This is a genomic window from Streptomyces sp. DSM 42067 (genome assembly GCF_055792885.1).
Genome location: NZ_CM147706.1, coordinates 7,782,326 through 7,806,454 on the forward strand (window position 1 = coordinate 7,782,326; position 24,129 = coordinate 7,806,454).

Annotated in this window: 21 protein-coding genes and 1 pseudogene; 19 read left to right on the plus strand and 3 right to left on the minus strand. The window is 70.0% G+C overall.

Features of this window, described 5'->3' with window-relative positions:
- The first annotated feature begins 35 nt into the window (after nucleotides 1–35).
- The 4 genes from ACSMXV_RS34885 (at nucleotide 36) to ACSMXV_RS34900 (ending at nucleotide 5,814) form a co-directional block, all read left to right on the plus strand.
- Complete coding sequence (locus tag ACSMXV_RS34885; RefSeq protein ID WP_473175101.1) at nucleotides 36–896, plus strand: carbohydrate ABC transporter permease; 861 nt, start codon at nucleotides 36–38, stop codon at nucleotides 894–896.
- 100 nt (nucleotides 897–996) lie between these two features.
- Nucleotides 997–2,661 (plus strand): type 2 periplasmic-binding domain-containing protein, encoded by a 1,665-nt coding sequence (locus tag ACSMXV_RS34890; RefSeq protein ID WP_473175102.1) that lies wholly within the window; start codon nucleotides 997–999, stop codon nucleotides 2,659–2,661.
- 52 nt (nucleotides 2,662–2,713) lie between these two features.
- Complete coding sequence (locus ACSMXV_RS34895; RefSeq protein WP_473175103.1) at nucleotides 2,714–3,835, plus strand: LacI family DNA-binding transcriptional regulator; 1,122 nt, start codon at nucleotides 2,714–2,716, stop codon at nucleotides 3,833–3,835.
- Entirely contained in the window at nucleotides 3,832–5,814 is a 1,983-nt protein-coding gene (locus ACSMXV_RS34900; RefSeq protein WP_473175104.1) for a DUF2264 domain-containing protein, read from the plus strand. Before ACSMXV_RS34895 ends, ACSMXV_RS34900 begins: the two co-directional genes overlap by 4 nt.
- On the opposite strand, the gene ACSMXV_RS34905 is transcribed toward ACSMXV_RS34900, so the two are convergent.
- Entirely contained in the window at nucleotides 5,710–6,564 is an 855-nt protein-coding gene (locus ACSMXV_RS34905; protein WP_473175105.1) for a CDP-alcohol phosphatidyltransferase family protein, read from the minus strand. The two genes, ACSMXV_RS34900 and ACSMXV_RS34905, sit on opposite strands and share 105 nt — an antisense overlap.
- A gap of 196 nt (nucleotides 6,565–6,760) precedes the next feature.
- Between ACSMXV_RS34905 and ACSMXV_RS34910 the strand changes: the two genes are divergently transcribed.
- From ACSMXV_RS34910 to ACSMXV_RS34930, 5 genes and pseudogenes are all read left to right on the plus strand, one after another.
- Entirely contained in the window at nucleotides 6,761–7,741 is a 981-nt protein-coding gene (locus tag ACSMXV_RS34910) for a zinc-dependent alcohol dehydrogenase (RefSeq protein WP_473175106.1), read from the plus strand.
- A 76-nt stretch (nucleotides 7,742–7,817) separates the two neighbouring features.
- Complete coding sequence (locus tag ACSMXV_RS34915) at nucleotides 7,818–8,216, plus strand: 6-pyruvoyl trahydropterin synthase family protein (RefSeq protein WP_473175107.1); 399 nt, start codon at nucleotides 7,818–7,820, stop codon at nucleotides 8,214–8,216.
- 44 nt (nucleotides 8,217–8,260) lie between these two features.
- Nucleotides 8,261–9,415: a glycosyltransferase family 4 protein gene (locus ACSMXV_RS34920; RefSeq protein ID WP_473179162.1), complete on the plus strand. Its 1,155-nt coding sequence runs from the start codon at nucleotides 8,261–8,263 to the stop codon at nucleotides 9,413–9,415.
- Entirely contained in the window at nucleotides 9,412–10,416 is a 1,005-nt protein-coding gene (locus ACSMXV_RS34925; protein ID WP_473175108.1) for a hypothetical protein, read from the plus strand. The genes ACSMXV_RS34920 and ACSMXV_RS34925 overlap by 4 nt, the downstream gene beginning before the upstream one ends.
- A pseudogene (locus tag ACSMXV_RS34930) lies at nucleotides 10,413–11,387 on the plus strand (lysylphosphatidylglycerol synthase transmembrane domain-containing protein); the annotation flags it as partial. The gene ACSMXV_RS34925 and the pseudogene ACSMXV_RS34930, both read left to right, overlap by 4 nt.
- Here ACSMXV_RS34930 and ACSMXV_RS34935 read toward each other — a convergent pair.
- Together ACSMXV_RS34935 and ACSMXV_RS34940 are read right to left on the minus strand one after the other, a co-directional pair.
- A complete protein-coding gene (locus tag ACSMXV_RS34935) occupies nucleotides 11,292–12,365 on the minus strand; it encodes a RibD family protein (protein ID WP_473179163.1) in 1,074 nt (357 codons plus the stop codon). The pseudogene ACSMXV_RS34930 and the gene ACSMXV_RS34935 sit on opposite strands and share 96 nt — an antisense overlap.
- On the minus strand, nucleotides 12,362–13,126 hold the full coding sequence (locus ACSMXV_RS34940) for a creatininase family protein (RefSeq protein WP_473175109.1): 765 nt from the start codon (nucleotides 13,124–13,126) through the stop codon (nucleotides 12,362–12,364). Before ACSMXV_RS34940 ends, ACSMXV_RS34935 begins: the two co-directional genes overlap by 4 nt.
- A gap of 111 nt (nucleotides 13,127–13,237) precedes the next feature.
- Between ACSMXV_RS34940 and ACSMXV_RS34945 the strand changes: the two genes are divergently transcribed.
- The 10 genes from ACSMXV_RS34945 (at nucleotide 13,238) to ACSMXV_RS34990 (ending at nucleotide 24,068) form a co-directional block, all read left to right on the plus strand.
- Nucleotides 13,238–14,068, plus strand: a complete 831-nt coding sequence (locus ACSMXV_RS34945; RefSeq protein ID WP_473175110.1) for a GTP cyclohydrolase II — start codon at nucleotides 13,238–13,240, stop codon at nucleotides 14,066–14,068.
- Nucleotides 14,069–14,371: 303 nt separating this feature from the next.
- Nucleotides 14,372–14,719 (plus strand): VOC family protein, encoded by a 348-nt coding sequence (locus ACSMXV_RS34950; protein ID WP_473175111.1) that lies wholly within the window; start codon nucleotides 14,372–14,374, stop codon nucleotides 14,717–14,719.
- 185 nt (nucleotides 14,720–14,904) lie between these two features.
- Entirely contained in the window at nucleotides 14,905–15,591 is a 687-nt protein-coding gene (locus tag ACSMXV_RS34955; RefSeq protein ID WP_473175112.1) for a helix-turn-helix domain-containing protein, read from the plus strand.
- Nucleotides 15,592–15,778: 187 nt separating this feature from the next.
- Nucleotides 15,779–17,128, plus strand: coding sequence for an ammonium transporter (locus ACSMXV_RS34960; protein ID WP_473175113.1), 1,350 nt, complete (start codon nucleotides 15,779–15,781; stop codon nucleotides 17,126–17,128).
- Nucleotides 17,129–17,322: 194 nt separating this feature from the next.
- Nucleotides 17,323–19,683, plus strand: a complete 2,361-nt coding sequence (locus ACSMXV_RS34965) for a DUF1989 domain-containing protein (protein WP_473175114.1) — start codon at nucleotides 17,323–17,325, stop codon at nucleotides 19,681–19,683.
- 44 nt (nucleotides 19,684–19,727) lie between these two features.
- On the plus strand, nucleotides 19,728–21,089 hold the full coding sequence (locus ACSMXV_RS34970; protein WP_473175115.1) for an NAD(P)-binding domain-containing protein: 1,362 nt from the start codon (nucleotides 19,728–19,730) through the stop codon (nucleotides 21,087–21,089).
- Nucleotides 21,090–21,185: 96 nt separating this feature from the next.
- Nucleotides 21,186–21,545, plus strand: a complete 360-nt coding sequence (locus ACSMXV_RS34975; RefSeq protein ID WP_181662487.1) for a cupin domain-containing protein — start codon at nucleotides 21,186–21,188, stop codon at nucleotides 21,543–21,545.
- 1 nt (nucleotide 21,546) lies between these two features.
- On the plus strand, nucleotides 21,547–22,062 hold the full coding sequence (locus tag ACSMXV_RS34980; protein ID WP_473175116.1) for a dimethylamine monooxygenase subunit DmmA family protein: 516 nt from the start codon (nucleotides 21,547–21,549) through the stop codon (nucleotides 22,060–22,062).
- A gap of 30 nt (nucleotides 22,063–22,092) precedes the next feature.
- A complete protein-coding gene (locus ACSMXV_RS34985) occupies nucleotides 22,093–23,034 on the plus strand; it encodes a PDR/VanB family oxidoreductase (protein WP_473175117.1) in 942 nt (313 codons plus the stop codon).
- Nucleotides 23,031–24,068 (plus strand): heme-dependent oxidative N-demethylase family protein, encoded by a 1,038-nt coding sequence (locus ACSMXV_RS34990; protein WP_473175118.1) that lies wholly within the window; start codon nucleotides 23,031–23,033, stop codon nucleotides 24,066–24,068. The genes ACSMXV_RS34985 and ACSMXV_RS34990 overlap by 4 nt, the downstream gene beginning before the upstream one ends.
- Nucleotides 24,069–24,129 lie beyond the last annotated feature (61 nt).

A 24,129-nucleotide genomic window follows, 5' to 3' on the forward strand; every position in this document is an offset into this window, starting at 1 on the left:
CAGCACGAGCGACGCGTGCGCCACGCCCCGCCTGGATGGAGAAGCCCCGACCCCTCACCCAGGCCGCCAAAGCCCTGGCCCTCGTCACCGTCGTCCTTCTCGTCTGCGTGCCGTTCCTCGTCATCCTCTCGACGTCCCTCGCCTCGACCGACGAGGTCGTCGCCAACGGCGGCTGGGTGCTGTGGCCCGAGGAGCCCACCCTCAAGGCGTACCGGGACATCCTCGACGGCGGCATCGTCCCCCACGCCCTCGGCGTCAGCGCGGGCGTGACCGTCATCGGCACGCTGCTCAGCCTCGCCTGCACCATCGGACTCGCCTACGCCCTTTCGCGCCCCAGGACCTTCGGCCGCAAGCCCGTCCTGCTGCTCGTCCTCTTCACGTTCCTCTTCCCGCCCGGCATGATCCCCAGCTTTCTGCTGGTCAAGGGGCTGGGCCTGCTGGACACCTACGCCTCGCTGATCCTCCCCGTACTGATCAACGTCTTCAATCTGGTGGTCCTGCGCGGCTTCTTCCAGTCGGTACCCGAGGAGTTGTACGAGGCGGCGCGGCTGGACGGGGCCGGTGAGTGGCGGGTGCTCGTGTCGGTCGTGCTGCCGCTGTCCAAGGCGGCGCTCGCCGTCGTCGGGCTGTTCTACGCGGTGGCGTACTGGAACTCCTGGTTCTACGCCTCTCTCTACCTGGAGAGCGACCACTGGCCGCTCCAGCAGGTGCTCCGCACCTATGTCGTGGCCGGGTCGGGGCTCACCGACATCACCACCGGCGAGGGCACGGTCACCGCGCCGCAGACCGTGCAGATGGCGGTCCTGGTGATCGCCACCGTGCCGATCCTGCTCGTCTACCCCTTCCTCCAGAAGTACTTCACCAAGGGCGTCCTCACCGGCGCCATCAAGAGCTAGTCAGCCGCCATCAAGAGCTAGTCAGCACAACACAGCTCAGCGCAGTCAGTCAGCACGCCCGTCAACCAAGACCAGTCCCCAAACACCTGGGAGTCCCCGCATGTCCGGTTCCTCAATGTCGAGGCGCACCCTCCTGCGGTCCATCGCCGTCGGCGGCGCCGCCCTCGCCGCCCCCTCCGTCCTGACGGCCTGCTCCTCCTCCGACTCCGGCGGCGGCGGGGTCTCCAACGCCGGCAAGAAGCTGGCGCCCTGGCCCTCGTACGTGCCCTTCTCCGGGCCGAAGCCCGACCTCGCGCCCACCGAGCAGGGCGTGCAGGCCGGTTACACCGCCTACCCGTCCGACCTGGTGAAGTCGGTCGCCGACACCCCAGGTGACGGCTCCACCATCCAGGTGATGTCGGTGTCCTTCGGCACGCCGCCCAAGGCCGCCTCTTCGAACAAGTTCTGGCAGGCCGTGGAGAAGGCGCTCGGCGTGAAGATCGACTACACGGTCATCTCGCAGACCGACTACCAGAAGAAGATGGCCACCGTGATGACCGGCGAGGCGGGTGAACTGCCCGACATCATCAACATCTTCTCCGGGTTCACGCTGCCCCGCGAAGCCCAGTTCGTGCAGCGCCGTGCCGAGGACCTCACCCCGTATCTCTCCGGCGACGCGGTCAAGGAATACCCGAACCTCGCGAACATCCCCACTCACGCCTGGCGTGACATGGGCCGGATCGGCGGCCGTATCTACGGCATCCCCCTGGAGCGGCCGCTGCCCGGTTCCACGCTCTGGCTCAACCAGGACTACTTCGAGGCCGCCGGGATGACGGTGGGCGATGCCTGGACGTCGGAGGAGTTCGCCGCGGTCGCGAAGAAGGGAACCAGCGGCAAGAAGTACGCGCTCGGGGCTGCCGTCGGGTCGCTCTTCGGCAACGCCGTGCACTCCGCGGCCCACGGTGCCCCGCAGGGCTGGGCCGTCGACAAGGACGGCACCTTCCTGCCGGGCGCAGCCGACGAGCGCTACAAGGCGGCCATCGCCTACCAGCTCCAGCTGCGCAAGGCGGGCTCCTACCACCCCGACGCCACCTCGATCTCGCAGCCCGACCTCTACGGCCTCTACCTCGGCGGAACCGTCGGCTCCATGCAGGACGGCTTCGGCGCCTACCTGCCCAAGTACCTCGACTCGGAAGGCAAGTTCACGCCCGCCGCGGCCCTCCCGTACAGCGTCGGCGGGACACCGGGCGGGATCGTCGCGGCCCGCCGGTCCTTCGGCTACACCGTGCTGAAGAAGGCCAAGAAGGAGCGCATCCAGCTGCTGCTGCGCGTGCTCGACTACCTGGCCGCGCCGTTCGGCACCGAGGAGTGGGAGCTCGTCCACTACGGCGTCGAAGGCACCCACTTCACCCGCGGCAAGGACGGCTCACCCGTACCCAACGACCTCGGCAAGGTCGAGAACAACACCAACCTGCCGTTGAAGTACCTCGCCGAAGGACCACAGGTGCTGTTCGTGCCGAACATGCCCGATGCCGTACGCGCCCTGCATGCGTGGCAGCAGAAGGTGGTGCCCGTCGCCATCCGTAACGCGTCGTACGGGCTGCAGTCCGAGACGCAGACCGCGCAGGGGACCACCCTCAAGGCCATGCTCGACGACACGGTCACCGGCATCATCGCGGGCCGGACCCCGTTGTCCGAGTGGGACGCGGCGGTGAAGAAGTGGCGCAGCCGGGGTGGCGACAGAATTGCCGAGGAGCTGGCCAAGGACTACGCCGCCAACCACTGATCAGCGACCGGGAAACCACTGACGGGGGCGGCACGAAGGAGAGCGGACGGGGATGGGGAAGAACACGGGGGCCGAGGCCGCCGGTCAGGGACGTCGGGTCACTATTCGCGAGGTCGCCGACCGCGCGGGGGTGTCCATCGCGACCGTCTCGCGCGTCCTGAGCGGCAACTACGAGACCCCCGCGGCCACCAGAGCCCGCGTGCTCCGGGCGGCCCGCGAGCTCGACTACGTGGCCAACGCGCACGCGCGGGCGCTGGTCGGGGCCGGACGCAAGATGGTCGCCGTGGTCGTACGGCAGGTGACCAGCCCGTTCTATGCGCAGGTCGCCGAGGGGGTGGAGGCGGAAGCTGCCACCCACGGGTGGCTCTGCCTCGTTGCCGCCACCGGGGGCGACGCACAGCGGGAGCTGGAGATAGTGCAGCTCATGCGGGAGGAAGGGGCCCGGCTGGTCGTCCTCGTCGGCGGTGTCGTCGAGGACGAGGCATACCGGGAACGGGTGGCGCACTATGCGCAGGCCCTCGATGCGTCCGGGGCGCGCCTGGTGCTGTGCGGGCGCCCGGCCCCCGTTCCGGACATCCCGGCCCTCGTCGTGGAGTTCGACAACGAGACGGGAGCCCACGCGATCACCTCGCACCTGCTGTCGGCCGGGCACCGCCGGATCGTGTTCGTCGGGGCGCTGCCCGGCAACACCGCCCTGGACGCCCGCGTCGCGGGCTACCGGGCGGCGCTCGCCGAACACGGACTGCCGCCCGAGGCCGCCCACATCGTCGACTGCGGTCTCGGCCGGTCGGCCGGACTGCGGGCCATGACCGCCCTGTTGAAGGAGAGCGGCGGCGCCCCGGACTTCACAGCCGTCTTCGCCGGGGACGACATGGTCGCCGCCGGTGTCCTGCGGGCCGTCGCCGACGCGGGGCTGCGCGTTCCCGAGGACATCTCCGTCGTCGGCTACAACGACGTACCGCTCGCCGAGGACTTCGACCCGCCCCTCACCACGGTCCGCACCCCCGCCGAGGAACTCGGGCGGGCCGCCGTACGGCTGGCCCTGCGCGACCCCGAGCACGCCGCCGGCACCCATCACCTGCTCGGCACCCACATCGTCGTACGCGACAGCGTTCAGCCACCCCCGCCGGGGCCCGCCCCCGCACTGCCCGACGGAGGATCTCCCACCGCATGACCGCACGCACCGCATCCCATCTGCCGAACCCGCCCGCCGTCAGCAACCTGCCGGGCCTTCCGCCCGAGGACCGCCTCCGTTCGCCCGTCACCGGCTGGACCCGGGCGCACTGGGAGGCCGTCGCCGACCGGCTCCTCGACGCCCTCGTCCCGTACGCAACCCCCGGCTTCGCCCAGTACCGGCTGCCCGGACCGGCCAGCCACTCCGGTCCACTCTCCGACGGCCTCGAGGGCTACGCCCGCTCCTTCATGCTGGCCGCCTTCCGGATCGCGGGCGCGGGCGGCGAGGCGGACGCGTCCCTCATCGAGCGGTACGCCGCAGGACTTGCCGCAGGCACCGATCCCTACGGCCCCGAGGCGTGGCCGCCCATCGAGGACCGGGCCCAGCCGATGGTCGAGGCCGCGTCCATCGCCATCGCCCTGCACGAGACCCGCCCCTGGCTCTGGGACCGGCTGGACGACGCGGTGCGCGCCCGCGTCGCCGACTGGCTCGGCGGATTCGTCGGCAAGCAGGCGAACGACTCCAACTGGCGCCTGTTCCAGGTCGTCACGGAGGAGTTCCTGGCCTCGGTCGGGGCCCCGCACTCCCGCGCGGAGATCGACGGCGGGCTCGACCGGATCGAGGACTGGTACCGGGGCGGCGGCTGGTACAGCGACGGCGACGGCCGCAAGTTCGACTACTACAACGGCTGGGCGATGCACCTGTACCCGCTGCTGTGGGCACGCATCGCAGGCCCGCGCGCCGACCCCTCCCGCGTCGCCTCCTACCGCGCCCGCCTGCGCGAATTCCTCACCACCTACCAGTACTTCTTCGGCTCCGACGGCGCACCCGTGCACCAGGGCCGCTCCCTCACCTACCGCTTCGCCACGGCCGCACCCCTGTGGGCGGGTGCCCTGGCCGACGCCACACCACTGCCTCCGGGCCGTACCCGCCGCATCGCCTCCGGCGCGCTCCGCCACTTCGCCGAGCGCGGCGTCCCCGACGAACGCGGGCTGCTGACGCTCGGCTGGTACGGCGCGTTCGAGCCGGTCACGCAGCGGTACTCCGGACCCGCGTCGCCGTACTGGGCGAGCAAGGCGTTCCTCGGCCTGCTGCTGCCCGAGGACCATCCCGCGTGGACGGCCGTCGAGGAGCCGAGCCCGGTCGACACCGCCGACGCGTGCCTGGCCCTGCCCGAACCGGGCTGGCTGCTGCACTCCACGGCCGCCGACGGGATCGTACGGCTGGTCAACCACGGCAGCGACCGGCTCCGCCCGTTGCCGGCCAAGGCCGAGGACAACCCGCACTACGCGAAGTTCGGGTACGCGACGGCGGCCGCGCCGGACACGGGAGAGGCGGCCTGGGCGGCGGGCATCGACAACCACATCGCGCTTGTCGACGCGCACGGAGTCCCCACCCGGCGGGGCCGCATCCATCCGCTGGGGACAGCCGGGCGGCGCGCCGCGTCCTGGCACGCCCCCGCCGAAGGCAGCCGTATCGAGACGACGAGTGTGGTGCACGGCCCCTGGGAGGTGCGCGTGCACCGTGTCGAAGGGGCGGCGGGTGAGGGCATACGGGAGGGCGGATGGGCGCTGGCCGACGCCGACGTCCCTGTCACCGACTCGGGTCCCGGCTGGGCCCTGGCCCGCCGCGCGGACGGTCTGACCAGCGCGATCGTCGGTCTGCACGGCTGGGACTCCGCGACCGGCGCGGTCGTCCACGGGACGGACGCGAACGCCTACGGCCGCCACTCGGCGACCCCGTATCTCTCCCTGCCCGTGCTCGGGGGCGGCAGCGGGCCGTTCGGGCCCATACCTGCGCGCACCAGTGGGCTGTTCGTCTCCCTGGTCGTGCTGACCCGCGACGACACCGACGGGCCGAGCACCGCGGAGTCCCTACGAGCCGCAGTGACGGCACACGTCACGGATCACGGTGAGGGCAACGGCACTGTCGTCGTCGTGCGCTTCCGTGACGGGACGAAGGAGGAGGTGGTGGTCTGACCGGCTGCAGCCGCCGAGGCACATCGCCACGGTTCGGGGCGCCCTCGCTCCCCACAGCCACCTGATGTCGCGTGCAAAGGACCAGGTGAGCAGGGACAGGGCCGCGAGGACCACCGCGAAGGCCGGAACGGCGGGAAGGATTCCGGCGCCGGCCACGAGTAGGACGATGCCCTGCAACGCCGCTACCGCCTTCCGTGCCGTACTCGTAGGCAACTCCCCCCGCAGCCAAGGCAGCACCCACGCCGCCGCCACGAACGCGTACCGCATCGCGCCGATCAGCAGTACCCACGCACCCAGTGACATGGCGACGTACACACTCAGCACCAGGATGAGGAAGGCGTCGACCTCCATGTCGAAGCGGGCGCCCAGTGGGGTCGCCGTGCCTGTGCGGCGGGCCACCTTGCCGTCCACCGCGTCCAGGATCAGGGCGACTGCCGTGAGGGTGACCAGGGTGGTGACCGGGGGCGGGCTCTCGAAGGAGTCCGCCACCAGGGCGGTTACGCCGCCGACGAGCGTCGCCCTGCCGAGAGTGACGCGGTTGGCAGGCCCGAACGACCGCGGGCGCGACCGGTGCAGGGCCCTGGTCAGCACCGCCCACGTGGCGACCGCGAAGGCCAGGCCCGTCAGCCAGCCTGCCGGGCCCAGGCCGATCGCCGTGCCGAGCAGGGTCAGCAGGAGGACCTGCGCGCCGGCTCCGACCGCGGTCTCCTGCCGCACCAACCTCATGTCGTACGTGCTGTTCAGGGCCACCGTGCACCTTCCGGCTGTCTGGCGTGTAGCGCTGTTTGGCGTGTGACGCTGTCTGTCGTGTTGCGCTGCTTGACGTGTGACGCTGTATGGCGGCGTCGAACAGGGCCACGTACGGTGTTCGCGGCCTCCAGTGATCAATACGTGTGTCGCCTTCCGGTTGTTCAGCCCGATTTTTCATGCCTTCAGGAGCTCGCTGATGAAGCATGCCGCCCACGCCTTTTGGCTCAACTCTCCCGGTCACGGTGAGATACGAGAGGTCACCCTGTCCGAGCCCGCCTCCGACGAGGTCCTGGTGCGTTCCCTCTTCTCCGGGGTGAGCCGCGGGACGGAGACGCTCGTCTTCCGCGGTGGCGTACCGGAGAGTCAGTACGCCGCCATGCGGGCGCCGTTCCAGGACGGCGAGTTCCCCGGGCCCGTCAAGTACGGCTATCTCAGCGTCGGCGTCGTCGAGGACGGTCCGGTGTCGTTGCTCGGGCGTACCGTCTTCTGCCTCTATCCGCATCAGACCCGGTACGTCGTCCCGGCGAGCGCCGTGACACCTGTGCCCGACTCCGTTCCCGCCGCGCGTGCCGTGCTGGCCGGGACCGTCGAGACCGCCGTGAACGCTCTGTGGGACGCCGCGCCGCTGATCGGCGACCGGATCGCCGTGGTCGGTGCGGGGATGGTGGGATCCTCCGTCGCGGCCCTGCTCGCCCGCTATCCGGCCGTCCGCGTACAGCTCGTCGACGCCGATCCCGCGCGCGCATGCATCGCCGCCGCGCTCGGCGTCGACTTCGCGTTGCCCGAGGACGCCCTCGGCGACTGCGACCTCGTCGTGCATGCCAGTGCCACCGACGGCGGACTCGCGCGCTCACTGGAACTCCTCGCTCCGGAGGGGATGGTTCTCGAGATGAGCTGGTACGGCGACCGGCGGGTCAGCGTGCCGTTGGGGGAGGCGTTTCACTCGCGCCGCCTCGTCGTGCGCAGCAGTCAGGTGGGGGCCGTGTCCCCGGCGCGGCGTTCCCGGCGGACCTTCGCCGATCGGCTCGCTCTCGCGCTCGAGTTGCTCGCCGATCCCGCCTTCGACGCGCTTGTCACCAGCGAATGCGCCTTCGAGGAGCTGCCGGACGCGATGCCCAGGATCGCCGCCGGCGAACTCCCCGGGTTGTGCCATCGCGTCGCCTACTCATCCGATTGAACGAGATCAGCCGACCGCTCGTACTACACGGCAAGCCCCGGCCGAGGGGCCCGACGCCGCACCTGGAGGGTCGCCGTTGTTCAGCATCACCGTCCGCGAACACCTCATGATCGCTCACAGCTTCCGTGGAGAGGTCTTCGGGCCCGCGCAGCGCCTGCACGGAGCGACATACCTGGTGGACGCCACCTTCCGGCGCGCCGAGCTGGACGCCGACAACATCGTCGTCGACATCGGTCTTGCCACCCAGGAACTCAAGGAGGTGGTGGGGGAGTTCACCTACCGTAATCTCGACGACGAACCGGACTTCGCCGGGATCAACACCTCCACGGAGTTCCTCGCCAAGGTGATCGCCGACCGCCTCGCCGCGCGCGTGCAGGCCGGGAAGCTGGGCGAGGGCGCCCGCGGCCTGGCCGGTATCACCGTCACACTCCACGAGTCGCACATCGCGTGGGCGAGTTACGAGCGTGCCCTGTGAACCGCGTAGCCGATGTCGATGCCGATGCCGATGCCGATGCCGATGTGGATTCCGAGAGCATTTCGAGGACGGTCCCGAGGACCGTTCCGGGGATCATCCCGATGTCCCTGAGCTCGGTGCACTTCGTCATGCCCGGCGGCGTCGACGATCCCGCCGCACCGAGCGGCGGCAACACCTACGACCGCCGGGTCTCACTGGATCTGCGCGCCTTCGGCTGGCACGTGCACAAGCACGCCGTGGCGGGCACCTGGCCGCAGCCCGAAGCAGCCGCCCGCACGGAACTTGCCCGGCTGCTCAGCGGGTTGGCGGACGACAGCGTCGTCCTCCTCGACGGACTCGTCGCCTGCGCCGTGCCCGACGTCGTCGTTCCCGCGGCAGAGCGGCTGCGGCTGGCGGTGCTGGTGCACCTGCCGCTGGGCGACGAGACGGGACTCGCCCCGGGACCGGCCGCGGAACTGGACGCACGTGAGCGAACGACGCTGCGCGCCGTCCCGGCGGTCGTCGCGACCAGCGACTGGGCGGCGCGCAGGCTCGTGGACCACCACGGCCTCGCCCCCGCACGGGTCCATGTCGCCGCGCCCGGCGCCGACATCGCGCCGCTGGCGTCCGGGACCGACGGCGCCTCGCGGTTGCTCTGTGTCGCCTCGGTGACCCCGCGCAAGGGCCAGCACCTGCTCGTGGACGCTCTTGCGGCCGTCGCCGACGGGCCGTGGGAATGCCTGTGCGTCGGTGGGCTGAGCCAGAATCCCCGTTATGTGGCCCGGCTACGGGAGCAGATCGGTGTGGCAGTCCTGGACGACCGGCTGAGGCTCGCGGGCCCGCAGGCCGGTGCGGACCTGGACGCGAGCTACGCCGCCGCCGACCTCATGGTGCTCCCCTCGTACGCCGAGACCTACGGCATGGCCGTGACCGAGGCGCTCGCCCGTGGAATTCCCGTACTGGCAACGAATGCCGGGGGACTCCCCGAAGCGGTCGGACGCACGCCCGACGGTGACGTGCCCGGCATCCTCGTACCGCCGGGAGACCGGGCGGCACTCACGGCGGCTCTGCGCGGTTGGTTCCGCGACCCCGACCTGCGCCGCCGGCTGAGGTCGGCCGCACGACGTCGGCGGGGCGCACTCGACGGATGGGCGACGACGGCGCGGAGTCTCGCCGGGGTGCTGGGAGGGCTCGGCCGGGAGCCCGGGAGGGCCACATGACGACGACGGACGCGCCTCGTTACGCCCCCGAGTGGCTGGCCCTGCGCGAGGGCGCGGACGCCGCCGCCCGCGCACCGGAACTCGTCGACCGGCTGCTGCGCCGGCCGGCTGATCTGCCGCGGCGCCGCGGCACGGGACTTGTGATCCGTGACCTCGGGTGCGGCAGCGGCTCCATGGGGCGCTGGCTCGCCCCCCGGCTCGCGTCCCGCGTCGCCGGCGCACAGCACTGGGTCCTGCACGACCGCGACCCGGAACTGCTCGCCCTGGCCTCCGCCAGCATGCTCCGCATGGCCGGCTTGCCACGCATGCCCGGCGTGCCCGGCATGCTGCCCCGCACGGCCGACGCGGCCGCGCAGCCGGGCGTGGCTGGGCGCGCCGATACGGGTGACGGCAGCGCCATCACAGTCGCCACCGTACGCGGAGACATCACCAGGGTGACCGCAGCCGACCTCGCGCTCACCTCGCTGGTCACGGCCTCCGCCCTGCTGGACCTGCTCACCCGCGAGGAGGTGGACCGGCTCGCCGCGGCCTGCACCGAAGCCGGCTGCCCTGCGCTGCTGGCCCTGTCGGTGGTGGGGCGCGTCGAGATCACCCCGGCCGACCCGCTCGACGCCGCGATCGCCGACGCGTTCAACGCCCATCAGCGCCGCAGCGACCGGGGGCGCCGCCTGCTCGGGCCCGACGCCGTCACGGCGGCCTGCGAGGCCTTCGCCCGCCGGGGTGCGACCGTACTGGTTCACCCCAGCCCCTGGCGGCTGGGCCCCGACGACTCCGCACTCAGCGCGGAGTGGTTGCGGGGGTGGGTAGGCGCGGCGTGCGAACAGAGGCCGGAGCTCGCGCCGCGCGCCGACGCCTATCTGCGGGGGCGCTTGGCGGCGTGCGCGGCGGGGGAGTTGCGGGTGGTGGTGCACCACAGCGATGTGCTGGCGGTGCCCAGGAACGGGAACGGGAACGGGGATAGGTACGGGTACGAGGACGGGGACGGGGGCGAGGCCCCATGACGGCGCCCGCGGCACGAAAGCAGCTCCCCGTACTCGCCGGAGCCGGCATCCTCGCTCTGCTGATGTGGCGGCTCGGCACGGGCCCCTTCCTGGACGGGTTCCACCGGATCGACGGCCTCACCCTCCTGGCCGCCCTCGCCATCGGACTGCTCACCACCGTCCTCAGCGCCTGGCGCTGGTGCCTGGTTGCCCGTGGCCTGGGCATCCGGCTGCCGCTGGGCCGCGCCGTCGCCGACTACTACCGCGCCCTGTTCCTCAACGCGGCGCTGCCCGGCGGCGTACTCGGTGATGTGCATCGCGCCGTACGGCACGGTCAGAGCGCCGGTGACATCGGCCGGGGCGTCCGCGCGGTCGTTCTCGAGCGGGTCGCGGGTCAGGTGGTTCTCGTCGTGGCCGGGGTGGCGATCCTGTGCGCGCGGCCGATATCAGGGCTCCCTGCGCTCCCGGGGCTCGGACGTACGGCCCATCTGTCCATGACGCCGGGCGCCGCCCTGGGACTATCCCTGTCGTTGGCCCTGTTCGTGCTTTCCGGGCTCATGATCGCGGTCGCCGTCCGTCCTCGACGCCGACCTCGCCGGGAGCCGGCCCCCGGCCCATCACGATGGCACCGTGCGCTCCGCGCCACACTCGCCGAGGCACGCTCCGCGCTGTTCGCGCGCGGTGTCTGGCCGGGCGTGGCCGTCTCGTCGGCCCTCGTGGTGGCAGGGCACGTGGCCATGTTCCTGGTCGCCGCCCGAGCCACGGGCGCGACGGCGCCGACCGCCGACTTGGTGCCCCTGGCCGTGCTGGCACTGATCGCCATGGCCCTGCCGCTGAACGTCGGAGGCTGGGGGCCCAGGGAAGGCGTCACCGCCTGGGCCTTCGGCGCCGCGGGCCTAGGCGCGACCCAGGGGCTGACTGTCGCCGTGGTGTACGGAGTGCTCGCCTTCGCGGCCGGTCTTCCCGGTGCCGGGGTGCTCCTCGGCAGGTGGCTCGCCGGAGTGGGTACGCCCCGGTCGCTCGCCGCAGCACGCATTCGCCGACCGTTCGGCAGGCCGCTCAACAACCGTCCGTTCGCCGGAGCAGTGCTCGTCGGCCGCCGTCGGCTCGCCCGACTGCGGCGTGCCCAGGTCGAGTTCGTACAGCGTGTCCTCGCCGAGGACCGTACGTCGGACGGGCGGACGGAGTGCGTCCCGCATCACCACAGGGCCGGGGAAGCGGAGCCCCGGGACGCCGTCGCCGAGGAGGACCGGTGCCACCGTGACGTAGAGCCGGTGCAGCGCGTGCTCGTGCAGGAAGCGCGACACGGTGACGCCTCCGCCCTCGATCAGCAGACGGCCCAGGCCGCGTCGCGCGAAGGTCTGCACAAGGCGCGCGGGAGCGAAGGCGTCACGGTCGGGCAGGCTGAGTATGTCGACCCCGTCCGGAACGGCGGATCGCTCGCGGTCGTGGCCGGCGCCCACCACCCACAGGGTGGGGGCTGATCCGTCCATGAACACGCGTCGCTTCAGCGGAACCCGGCCCTGCGGATCCAGGACGATACGCACGGGGTTGCGCCCCGCGCAGGCACGCACCGTCAGCTGCGGGTCGTCCGCGACGGCGGTGCCGGCCCCGACGACCACCGCGTCCGCGAGCGCCCGCAGGCGGTGCAGATGACGGCGGTCGTCCTCGCCCGTGACGTAGTCGGCGTCGCCGGTACGGGTCGCTATGAAACCGTCCAGACTCTGCCCGAGCTGCGCGAACGTGACGTGTGGGCCGACCAGGCACAGCGGCACGTAGAAGTCGGCGAGTCGGTCTGCTTCGGGTGTTGCGTCCTGCCGCCACTGCCACGCAGGGCCGGCTTTCGCACCGCCGACCACGAGTCCGGCGGCCTCGGCGTCCGCCCAGGACCGTATGGCGAGCAGCCGCTCCCAAGCCTCTGCCGCGTCCAGTACGTGGTGGTCCGGCTTCCGTTCGGCACGGGCCGTCATCGGGTCCCCCTCGCATTCGGTGTGTTCGGTGTAACGACAGAGACGTACTCGGCGAACGAATCGACCAGTCCGGCGAGCAGTTCCTTACCCTTCACGGCGGACGCCAATGAAGGAGTGCCGATGACACCGGACTCCGTATAAGCCGGCATACCCAGAGTGAGGAGATGCCGACGGTCATCGGCAAGAAAATCGGCGGATTCATATCCGGGGCGGACCAGTTCCGGATGGGCGTGCAGCAGGATGGAGGTCTCCACCTCGCCCGCATGCATATCGCTGTGTGAGGAGGTCCGTACTCCGGCCCTTGCGCGGGCAGCGTCCCAGTCCGCCGTCCCCGGAAATAGCGCCATGCGCGTACCAGTCCCTTCGGATTCCTGAACCACGTTGCGGAGTACGTAATTTCCGCCGTGGCCGTTCACCAGAATGAGGGCCGAGATGCCGGACCTGCGGAGCGATTCGGCGATGTCCCGTACGACGGCGTACAGGGTGACCGCGGAAATGCTGACCGTGCCCGGCCAGGCGGCGTGCTCGTGCGAGCAGGAGATCGTCAGCGGTGGGAGGAGAAGTACGGGATGAGCTGCGGCGATCTCCCGGGCGATGGTGCAGGCGACGACCGTGTCGGTCACCAGGGGGAGAAAAGCGCCGTGTTGCTCGAAGCTGCCGATGGGCAGGACGGCGACATCGGCCTGTTGTGCCTTCACGTCCTCTGTCGTGTTCAACGGCAGGACGCCGTAGGGAGTCGCTTGTGTTTCCGCACCGCTCATGTCTTTCCTCTCCGCCTCCGCGCCTTTCGAACCCGGCGATTTCGGCAGTCCGTTGATGCTGGTTCGTCATTTTCGCGCACACCGCGGTCACATACCAGCTAGGGTCGGTCCATGGCAGAAAGTGACTGGACGTTCGACGGCGGCCAGGCCCGCCCGTCAGGTGTCGAACGAGTGGTGAATGTCCACCTGTCCACGGTGTACGGCGATTTTCTCGCCGTCGGCTACCTGGACCGCAATCGCGGTGACGAACAAATGGCGCTGATCTACGGCGTGACAGAAGGCGACATCGGTGACGGCGACATCGGTGACAGTGGCATCGGTGACGGCGACATCCGTGATGGCGGCATTGGTGATAGCGACATGGGTGATGGCGAACTCGTTCAAGGTGGCCCCGGTGACGGCGTCGGCGGTGACGGAATGCTCACCCGCGTCCATTCGGAGTGTCTGACCGGTGACGCCTTCGGCTCCAAGCACTGCGAGTGCGGAGAGCAACTGTCCGCGGCACTGCACGCCATCGCGAGCGAAGGACGCGGCGTTCTGCTCTACCTCCGCGGTCACGAAGGGCGCGGAATAGGTCTGCTGGGCAAACTCCGGGCGATGAAGCTCCAGCAGGAGGGGCTTGACACGGTCGAGGCGAATCTCGCCCTGGGCTTCCCGGCCGACGCCCGCGACTACGAGGTCGCGGCGGACATCCTGCACGACCTGGGCGTGCGATCGGTGCGGCTGCTGTCCAACAACCCGCGCAAGAGCGAGGCGCTCATGCGGCACGGGATCAAGGTCACCGAACATGTCCCCCTGTTGACACCGCCGCGCCCGGAGAACATCACGTATCTGCGGACCAAGCGCGAACGCCTCGACCATCACCTGCCGCACCTGGATCGCGGTCCTGACCGAGACCCCGAGCTGGCCATGGATCTGCATGGCGCGGCCGACTGGTCGTAAAGGGCTGTCCCACCATCTCGGGCCGCCTGTTCCCGAGGGCTAGTCACGAGTGCGGCGCGCACGCTGGCCGGACCGGCGAGTTCCCCTGCGTGCGGGGCGGAAATCAGCCCGGCATCACGGTCCTGGACAGCTCCGGTCACCGGCAGGGACCCCCGTTGCTTCGGCAGGCTGGTCGCGATGGTCGCGATGGTCCGCGACGAAGGCGTCGATGTGAGACGTCGGCTTGCGTTTGCGACGGGTACGCCGCAGCGCCTTCGGAGAGAATCAGAGACACTTGCTCTCGCCTGTCAGCAGGAGTCGCCTATGTCCATCCGCCGGGTCAGGCCCGACATCCGATCAGAGGCCATGGAGGAGAGCCGGGACTTCTACGGCCTCCTGGGGTTCGAGGAGGTCATGAACCTTGGCTGGGTCATGACGCTCGCCTCTCCTTCCAACCCCACGGCGCAAGTCACCTTCATGAGCTACGACAAGACCGCGCCAGTCGTTCCCGACATGAGCGTCGAGGTGGACGATGTGGATGCGGCCTATGCAGTGATGCAAGAGAGCGGCGCGGAGATCGTGCACCCCTTGCAGGACGAGGAGTGGGGAGTGCGCCGGTTCTTCGTCCGTGACCCCAACGGCCGGGTGATCAACGTGCTGAGCCACCGATGACCCCCCTCTTGTCGAATGTCGGCGGCCGACCGCCGCGGGAGCTGGAACCTTGCGGTTGCGGGACTGATCGACCTCGTCCGGGATGGTGCAGCGGATGCCGCGTCTCTGGTTTGACGTGTTTGCGTCCACCGCTGTGATGAGGGCCGAGGCCGCGCCACAGCGAGGACCCTCGTTATGCTGCACGAATGGACGGGGAGGCGATGAGCGAGGCGCAGGAGCACCAGGAGAATCCCGAGGCGGGGGAGCGGGCCGAGCATGGTCCGGCCGCGCGGGAGATCGATCAGCCCGCGCCCATCGAGGGTGCCCTGGAGCGGGCGATCGCGGTGCAGGTGCGTCGGTATCGCCAGGCCATCGGGCTGACCGTCGGTGACATGGCGACGCGCGCCGGGATCTCCAAGGCGATGCTGTCGAAGATCGAGAACGCCCAGACCTCCTGCAGCCTCACCACGCTGGCCCGGCTCGCCGCCGCCCTGGATGTGCCGGTGACGGCCTTGTTCCGGGGCGCCGACGCCGAGCGGGAGGCGGTGTTCACCCCGGCGGGGTCAGGGGCCCGCATCGTGCAGCGTGGGACACGGGTCGGCCATGACTACACGCTCCTCGGAGCCCTGCGCGGACCGCACAAGCGGATGGAGGCCCACCTCGTCACGCTGACCGAGCAGAGCGAGGTGTTCCCGCTCTTCCAGCACCCCGGCACCGAGCTCATCTTCATGCTTGAGGGCGAGATGGTGTACGGGCACAGCGACTCCAGCTACCGGATGCACCCCGGCGACGCCCTCCAGCTCGACGGCGAGGGTGTGCACGGCCCGCAGGAGCTGGTGAAGCTGCCGATCCGCTTCCTCTCCGTGGTGGCATACGGAGACATCGAGCCCTGACGCCACCGCGAGGTGACACAGTGGCAGATGGTGCTCCCTCCCGCCTTGCCGTGGGGCAACACGTTCTTTATCCAGCGCACCGCGTCCCGTAACACCGATCGTCCACTGTCTCTCAACATTGGTTCTCTTCAGGAGACAGGACGGCAGGCGGCACCGGCCGTCGCCCGATCTGGAGGACGACGACAGCATGGACGCAGCAAGTACCGCATGGATTCTCGCCTCCTTCACGGCGGTGAGCCTGATGGTGCCCGGCCTCGCGCTCTTCTACGGCGGCATGGTCGGCTCCAGGAGCATGCTCAACATGATCATGATGGTGTTCGGCGCCGTTGCCGCCGGAGCCGTCGTCTGGACCCTGTACGGCTACTCCGCGGTGTTCGGTGACTCCTACGGCGGCCTCGGCCTCCTCGGTGACATCACCGAACACGCGGGGCTCACAGACGTACTCAAGGGGGACGAGGAAGCGGCCATTCCCCCTGCCCTGTTCGCGGCGTTCCAGGCGCTGTTCGCGGCGCTCACAGTGGGGATCATCGCCGGCGCACTCGTCGACCGCGTCCGCTTCGGGGCGTGGCTGGTGTTCTCGGCCCTGTGGGTCACCCTCGTCTATCTGCCCATCGGTCACTGGGTGTTCTCACTCAGCGCCGAGGACGGCTCAACCGTGGGCGGGTGGATCCTCAACGAGCTCGGCGCCGTCGACTTCGCGGGCGGAACCGCCGTGCACATCAACTCCGGTGTCGCCGGTCTCGCCGCCGTACTGGCCCTCGGGGCCCGGCGAGGATGGCCGCGGCAGCCGCGCCCGAACAGCATCCCGTTCACCGTGTTGGGCGGCGGCATCCTGTTCTTCGGCTGGTTCGGCTTCAACGGTGGCTCGGCGCTCGCATCGGGCAACAGCGCCTCGGTGGTCGTCCTCGTCACGATGAACGCCGCCTTCGCCGCCATGCTGGCCTGGTGCCTCGTCGAAGGGATCATGGACAAGCACGCCACCGCACTGGGCGCGGTCTCGGGCCTCATCGCCGGTCTCGTCGCGATCACTCCAGCCTGCGGCGCCGTGTCCCCGATGGGCTCGCTCGCGGTCGGTGCGATCGCGGGTGTCCTGTGCCCGCTCGCCATCCGGCTCAAGTACAAGCTTGGATACGACGACTCGCTCGACGTCGTCGGCGTCCACCTGGTCGGCGGCATCGCCGGAACCCTCCTGGTGGGACTCCTCGCGACGCCGGACGGACCGAGCGCGGCGACCGGCCTGTTCTACGGCGGCGGCTTCCGTCTGCTCGGCGTCCAGACCGTGGCGGCGCTGGCGGTCCTCACATACTCATTCATCGTCACCTGGCTCCTCGTCAAGGCGATCGACAAGACGATGGGCATGCGGCTGGAGGCGGAAGCCGAGGAGAACGGCGTCGACGTGACCGTCCACGGCGAGGTCGCCTGGGATCTGGAGGGCGCCATGTACGGACCCGCGCCCAAGCTTGACGAACGCAGCCGCGAGGTCGTCGAGTCCGCGGAGGCGCTGACCTCGGCGGCGGCCGACGGAGGCAAGGGCTGAGGCCACCCCACCGCACCACTCCCGCCTTCCCGGCACTCGACCGGGACCGAACCCGGCTCCGTACCCCAACGGCGCCGGGTTCGCCGCGAGTTGGCCAGGTGGCAGTCGTAACAGGCTTTAACGGCTGGTTAACCACTGCTTGTTTCCTCTGGGGATACGGTATTTCACCGTAGGACATCGGAAGGTGGGTCCGTATGGCACTGTCTCCGTCACCGTCCCGATCCCGACTGTCTCTGCCCGGACTCATCCCACGCGAGCGGGGACTTGAGACCTACTGGGTACGCCCGGGCGGCGTCACCGGCATACGACTACGTCCGGGCGACCGGATCGATGTGATCGACCGGCACGGCAGGCAACCGGCCGAACTGACCGTCCTGGACCGGGCGGGCTGCAGCGGCTCCGCCCTCGGGATCACCCTGGACTCCCCGGCGACCGTACTGCGTGGGACCGACGTACCGGCGGCCACCTCCACCGTTCCGGTCGCCTCCACCCTCCCGGCCGAGTACGGCGTCGATCCGGAACAGGCCATGGCCGTAAGGCTGTTCGATGGTGTCTGGTCGCCCGCCGGGGCCCGCGAGTCCTTCTCCGCCACCTGCGACGCCGTCGTTCTGGTCGCGGCCCCCGCCGTACCGATGAGCGTGGACGACGAGGCGGCCAACCCGCCATCCGATCTGCTCCTCGAGATCCGCCGCGCCGCGCCTCGCCCCGCACAGGAACCCCGGCTTCCGGAGCCGCTGGCCGAGCCCGCACTCGATCTGCGGATCGACGCGGCGACGGCCCGCAGCTACGAGGTCAAGAAGGGCCAGTACATCCAGGTGATCGACGTGGAAGGCCGGCAGTGTTCCGACTATCTCGCCTTCGACGCCCGGCGGTTGCACAACGGCATCGAGCGCGGCCTGGACGCGACCACCACCCGCTACTTCACGGGCCGCGCCTATCCGCAGCCGGGGCTGCACGGGAAGTTCTACGACCAGGACGCCCAGCCGCTGGTGGAGATCGTCCGCGACACCGTCGGGCGGCACGACACCTTCGGGCCCGCCTGCAACGCCAAGTACTACGAGGACATGGGCTATCCGGGCCACGCCAACTGCACGGACAACTTCAACGCCCAGCTGGACGGTTACGGCATCGCCGCCCGCACGGCCTGGCCCGCGCTGAACCTCTTCTACAACACGGTTTTCGACGACTCCCAGCTTCTCGTCTTCGACGAGCCCTGGTCGCGGCCCGGCGACTACGTCCTGATGCGGGCCATGACGGACCTCGTCTGCGCCTCCTCCGCGTGCCCCGACGACATCGACCCGTCCAACGCCTGGGTGCCCACGGACATCCACATCCGCGTGTACGACGCGAGGAGGACCTTCTCCATGGCCATGGCCCACCGGGTCACTCCGGACGCCGAGCCGACACTGACCAAGCCGACCGCGTTCGCGCACCGGACCGAGAAGCTGACCCGCCAGTTCACCGAGTACCGCGGGTACTGGCTGCCGGACAGCTACGACAACCACGGCCCGCAGGAGGAGTACTGGGCCTGCCGCGAGCGCGCCGCGGTCATGGACCTGTCCCCGCTGCGCAAGTTCGAGGTGCTCGGACCTGACGCGGAAGCCCTCCTCCAGGCCACCCTCACCCGCAACGTCCGCAAGCTGTCGCACGGCCAGGTCGTCTATTCGGCCCTGTGCAACGAGACCGGCGGCATGATCGACGACTGCACCGTCTTCCGGCTCGGCGACACCAACTTCCGCTTCGTCGGCGGTGACGATTACGACGGCATATGGCTGCGCGAGCAGGCTGAGCGGCTCGGCCTGGACCGGGTCTTGGTCAAGCCGTCGACCGACCAGTTGCACAACATCGCCGTTCAGGGTCCCGCCAGCCGCGATCTGCTCGCGGAGATCATCTGGACCCCGTCCACCCAGCCCGCCTTCACCGAACTCGGCTGGTTCCGCTTCGCGATCGGCCGGCTCGGCGGCCACCAGGGCACCCCGCTGCTGGTCTCCCGTACGGGCTACTCGGGCGAGCTCGGCTACGAGATATGGGTCCACCCGCAGCACGCGACGGCGCTGTGGGACGCGGTGTGGGAGGCGGGCAAGCCGTACGGCCTGACGCCACTCGGCCTGGCCGCGCTCGACATGCTCCGCATCGAGGCCGGACTGGTCTTCGCCGGATACGACTTCTCCGACCAGACCGACCCCTTCGAGGCGGGCATCGGCTTCACCGTGCCGTTGAAGACGAAGCAGGACGACTTCGTGGGCCGGGAGGCACTCCTCGCCCGCAAGGCCAGTCCTCAGCGGACGCTCGTCGGCCTGGAACTGGAGGGCAACGAACCCGCCCGGCACGGTGACTGCGTCCACGTCGGCCGCTCCCAGGTCGGCGTGGTGACGAGCGCGACGCGCTCGCCGCTCCTGCGCAAGAACATCGCGCTGTGCCGGATCGCCGTCCAGTACGCCGATCCCGGCACGTACGTCGAGGTCGGCAAGCTCGACGGTCACCTCAAGCGCATCCCGGCGCAGGTCGTGCGCTTCCCGTTCTACGACCCGGACAAGACCCGTCCGCGTTCCTGAACCACCACCCCACCGCGTTCCGCCCTACCTACAGGAGGATCCCCATGCCCCGTGTCGCCGTCGTCGGAGCCGGTCCCAGCGGACTCGCCCAGCTGCACGCCTTCGAACAGGCCAGGCTGGCCGGCGCCGACGTCCCCGAGGTCGTCTGTTTCGAGAAGCAGAGCGACTGGGGCGGTCTATGGAACTACACCTGGCGCACCGGCCTGGACGAGCACGGCGAGCCCGTGCACGGCAGCATGTACCGCTATCTGTGGTCGAACGGCCCCAAGGAGTGCCTGGAGTTCGCCGACTACACCTTCGACGAGCACTTCGGCGGGGCGATCCCGTCGTTCCCGCCCCGCGAGGTGCTCTACGACTACATCACCGGCCGGGCGAAGAAGAGCGGCGTCCGGCAGTACATCCACTTCGACACGGCCGTGCGCTGGATCGCGTACCACGAGGCCCGCGGGCTGTTCGAGGTGACGGTGGAGTCGCGTGCCGACGGGACCACGCGGACCGAGGAGTTCGACTGGGTGATCGTGGGCACGGGGCACTTCTCGACGCCGAACTTCCCCGAGTACCCGGGCTTTTCGACCTTCCCCGGACGCGTACTGCACTCCCACGACTTCCGTGACGCGGGCGAGTTCACGGGCAAGAAACTGCTGATCCTCGGCAGCAGCTACTCCGCCGAGGACATAGCGCTGCAGTCGCTCAAGTACGGCGCCGAGTCGGTCACCATCTCGTACCGGACCAGCCCGATGGGCTTCGGCTGGCCCGAGGGGATCAGCGAGGTGCCGGGGCTCGACCGGGTCGAGGGGCGGACCGCGCACTTCGCCGACGGATCGTCGCGCGACGTCGAGGCGATCGTGCTGTGCACCGGCTACCAGCACCACTTCCCCTTCATCGAGGAGGCGCTGCGGCTGCGTACGGGCAACCAGCTGTACCCGGAGAAGCTCTACAAGGGCGTCGTCTGGACGCCCAACCCGAAGCTGATGTACCTGGCGATGCAGGACCAGTACTACACCTTCTCGATGTTCGACGCGCAGGCGTTCTATGTGCGCGATGTGATCCTCGGGCGGATCGCGCTGCCCGAGCCGGACGCGATGGAGGCCGACATCGCCTCCTGGCGCGCCCGCCAGGACACCCTCGCCGGACCGATGGACGACATCGGCTTCCAGACCGACTACCTGCGCGACCTGATGAAGCCGACCGACTACCCGGCCTTCGATCTCGAGCTGGCGCGGCAGCACTTCGCGACCTGGGAGCACCACAAGGAGGAGAGCATCACCGGCTACCGGGACCGCTCCTTCGCGTCGTCCTGCACCGGCACAGTGGCCCCGCTGCACCACACCCCGTGGTGGGAGGAGCTCGACGACTCGCTGGCCACGTTCCTCGGTTCCGGGCGCGACAGCGGCGACGTCAACTGATGTGCCCGTAACACGCGTTCACGGCTGCGTAACCTACCGAGAGTTTCCTCGTATGACACTGGATTTCACGATAGGATACGAGCAAGGAGGGCGAGGATGACCACGACCGAAGGCGCGATCCTCAAAGTGCAGGACGGTGCCGCCAACCTCCCGAGCATGAACGTCGAGGGCTCCAAGGCGTTCATCGGCGACGCGTTCGCCAACCCCGGCGGTGCGGTGATCTGCTCGGGGTTCTTCGAGCTCTTCCACTCCGAGCCGCTCGTCTACGAGTACACCTACGACGAGACCAAGTTCGTCGTCGAGGGGGAGTTCACGCTCACCGACATGGCGACCGGCCAGGTCGTCCACGCGGCCAAGGGGGACGTGCTGTTCTTCCCCAAGGGCACCACCGTCAAGTTCGAGACGCCGGACCACGCCGTCGGCTTCTACGCCGGCCACCGCAGCTTCGCTCCCTGACATGGGTCTCCAGCACACGAGTGTTCCGCGCTGGCCGACGGCCGATCCGGGTGTGGACCGGACCGGCCGCGCGTATGCGGTGATGTCCTTCGGGCCGGATGCGGCCCCCGTCGCGGCGGGCTGGCGGCGCGAGCTGTACGCCATCGGACGGCCGGTGTGGTCATGGCACGGCGAGGCGGCCACCGACGAGGGCCTTGTCGCGATCCGCCGGCAGGTCGAGTCCGCCACCGTCGGATGGCGGCTGATGCTGGTCGGTCCGCAGTGCGACGTACTGCGGGCGCACGCCGAGGCGCTCGCCGGCGGAGTGCTGGAGGCCGAGGTCACCGTGCTGGTCACCGACCAGTCGGGCACCCGCGTGTGGTGCGCCCACTGCGGGGCGACGACTCTCGCCGACGAGGCCATAGGCGAGGTCACCGGGTGCTCGGGGTGCGGACGGTCCCTGTACGTCTACCACCACGTGTCCCGGCGTAGCGGCACCCACCTGGGGTTCATGGTCGACGCGGAGGAGCTGGGATGACGGAGGAGCGGTCATGACGGAGGCGCCGGCATGACGCTGAAGCTTGTTGTCCGGCGCAGCACGGAGATCGCCGAGGGTATCCGCGAGATCGTCATGAGTCGGCCCGACGATGGACCACTGCCCGCTCATCCGCCGGGCAGCCATGTCGTCGTCCACTGCGGCGCACAGCGCAACGCCTATTCGCTGACGAACTGCGGTATCGACCCGTACGAGTACACCGTCGCCGTCCTGCGCCGCCCGACCGCGGACGGCGGCCGAGGCGGCTCCGAGCAGATGCACCGATTCCAGCCCGGCGAGCGGGCCGCCGTGTCGACGCCGCGGAGCGCCTTTGCGCCGGTGTCCACCGCGCGCCGGCATCTGCTGATCGGGGGCGGCATCGGCATCACGCCCATGCTCAGCCATGCCCGCAACGCGATGCGCTGGGGAGGGGACGTACGGCTGCTGTATGTGCACCGCTCGGGGGCTGGGGCGTACGCCGGTGAGCTCGCCGAACTGCTCGGCGAGCGCATGCAACGCACCACGAGCAGAGGGGAGTTCGGTGTGCTACTGCAGCAGGCGCTGGTCTCTCAGCCGATGGGAAGCCATCTGTACGTCTGCGGCCCGGCGACGTTGATGGACCGGGTGGTGGAGGAGGCCGCGGCGGCCGGGTGGCCACCGCAGCGGGTGCATCTGGAGCGGTTCACGCCCGCCGAGCTCGATGCGGGGCAGCCGTTCACGGCGCGGCTCGGACGCTCGGGGCGCCAGGTGGCCGTACCGGCGGGGACGAGTCTGCTCGACGCGCTGGAGAAGGCTGGTGTCCAGGTTCCGAACATGTGCCGACAGGGGGTGTGCGGCGAATGCCGGGTTCCTGTGCTCGCCGGACGGCCGATGCACCGCGACGAGTACCTGTCCGAGGACGAGCGGGCGGCGGGCGACAGCGTCATGTGCTGTGTCTCCCGCAGTGAGACCGAGACCCTGGAGGTGGACCTGTGACGACTGCTGCCGCACTGCCCTCTGCCGCGACGCCCTCGCGGATCGCCGGCTTCCCCTTCCCCTTCCGCGCCGACACCTACCGCTACTCCACCAACGTCGAGCCCGCCCGGGTGCCGGTCGCCACCGAGGCCGGGAGCTGGGGCGTCGGCATCCTCGACATCGACGGCGAGTACGCGTCCGAACTGGCCGAGCGGCAGCGGATCCTGGCTGCCGATCCGACCCGGCTCACCGTCCTGCCTCACATGCGCCCGGCTTGCTGGGACGCGCTGCGCACGCTGCTGCGCGAGCTCGCCGCACAGCACCCGGAGGTGATGGAGCTACGCCGGGACGGCGACGAACTGATCTGGCGCAACGACCTGCTGGGCATCGAACAGCGCTTGCGGGACGGCGACGACGACAGCCTGCCCGGCGGCCCGCTCGGGTTCCTCGGCAGCCAGATCCAGGACGACATCGTGCTGCTCGACCAGCGCGAGGGCTCGCTGTGGGCCGACGCCGGTCTGGTTACCTTCGCCGCCGACTGGTCGCTGCGCTTCGACGTCGGCATGCGCTTCCTCGAAGTGCACGGTCCCGTGCCGCGTGTCCACGAGGAGGGCGTCATCACGCGTGCCGAGCGGTTCCTGATGCGGCTGCAGCCGGGCCAGGAGTACCGGCGCACGAACTGGACCATGTCGGTGGACCGGCGGCTCGACCAGTCGACCGAGGTCTACCCGTTGTGGGGCAGGGACCGACGGCTGATCGCCGAGGCGCCGGCGGACGAGCTCGCGGAGCGGCTGCAGCTGCGCGTCGAGGTCCAGCACCTCATCCGGCTCGGTGCCTCGGGTGCCGTGCTGTTCCTCATCCGCACCTATCTGCTGTCGCTCGCCGAACTGGCGCAGGTACCGGCCTGGCGGACACGGTTCGGCCGCGTGCTGGCCGAACTGCCCGACGACATGGCCGAGTACAAGGGCCTGACCCGGTTCCGCCGGGCCGCGGCGGACTGGCTGCTCACCGACTCCTCACCCACTTCAGCCCTGTCTCCTCAGATCTCCTCCTGACCGACTCCTGCCCTGTCTCCTCGGACGTCCCTCCTGGCCGACTTCTGCCTTGCCTCGCATC

Excerpts from the sequence above, each read along its gene's own strand:
- ACSMXV_RS34885 (WP_473175101.1), top strand. The coding sequence starts at position 36 with ATGGAGAAGCCCCGACCCCTCACCCAGGCCGCCAAAGCCCTGGCCCTC.
- ACSMXV_RS34890 (WP_473175102.1), top strand. The coding sequence starts at position 997 with ATGTCCGGTTCCTCAATGTCGAGGCGCACCCTCCTGCGGTCCATCGCC.
- ACSMXV_RS34895 (WP_473175103.1), top strand. The coding sequence starts at position 2,714 with ATGGGGAAGAACACGGGGGCCGAGGCCGCCGGTCAGGGACGTCGGGTC.
- ACSMXV_RS34900 (WP_473175104.1), top strand. The coding sequence starts at position 3,832 with ATGACCGCACGCACCGCATCCCATCTGCCGAACCCGCCCGCCGTCAGC.
- ACSMXV_RS34910 (WP_473175106.1), top strand. The coding sequence starts at position 6,761 with ATGAAGCATGCCGCCCACGCCTTTTGGCTCAACTCTCCCGGTCACGGT.
- ACSMXV_RS34925 (WP_473175108.1), top strand. The coding sequence starts at position 9,412 with ATGACGACGACGGACGCGCCTCGTTACGCCCCCGAGTGGCTGGCCCTG.
- ACSMXV_RS34935 (WP_473179163.1), bottom strand. The coding sequence starts at position 12,365 with ATGACGGCCCGTGCCGAACGGAAGCCGGACCACCACGTACTGGACGCG.
- ACSMXV_RS34940 (WP_473175109.1), bottom strand. The coding sequence starts at position 13,126 with ATGAGCGGTGCGGAAACACAAGCGACTCCCTACGGCGTCCTGCCGTTG.
- ACSMXV_RS34945 (WP_473175110.1), top strand. The coding sequence starts at position 13,238 with ATGGCAGAAAGTGACTGGACGTTCGACGGCGGCCAGGCCCGCCCGTCA.
- ACSMXV_RS34950 (WP_473175111.1), top strand. The coding sequence starts at position 14,372 with ATGTCCATCCGCCGGGTCAGGCCCGACATCCGATCAGAGGCCATGGAG.
- ACSMXV_RS34955 (WP_473175112.1), top strand. The coding sequence starts at position 14,905 with ATGGACGGGGAGGCGATGAGCGAGGCGCAGGAGCACCAGGAGAATCCC.
- ACSMXV_RS34960 (WP_473175113.1), top strand. The coding sequence starts at position 15,779 with ATGGACGCAGCAAGTACCGCATGGATTCTCGCCTCCTTCACGGCGGTG.
- ACSMXV_RS34965 (WP_473175114.1), top strand. The coding sequence starts at position 17,323 with ATGGCACTGTCTCCGTCACCGTCCCGATCCCGACTGTCTCTGCCCGGA.
- ACSMXV_RS34970 (WP_473175115.1), top strand. The coding sequence starts at position 19,728 with ATGCCCCGTGTCGCCGTCGTCGGAGCCGGTCCCAGCGGACTCGCCCAG.
- ACSMXV_RS34975 (WP_181662487.1), top strand. The coding sequence starts at position 21,186 with ATGACCACGACCGAAGGCGCGATCCTCAAAGTGCAGGACGGTGCCGCC.
- ACSMXV_RS34980 (WP_473175116.1), top strand. The coding sequence starts at position 21,547 with ATGGGTCTCCAGCACACGAGTGTTCCGCGCTGGCCGACGGCCGATCCG.
- ACSMXV_RS34985 (WP_473175117.1), top strand. The coding sequence starts at position 22,093 with ATGACGCTGAAGCTTGTTGTCCGGCGCAGCACGGAGATCGCCGAGGGT.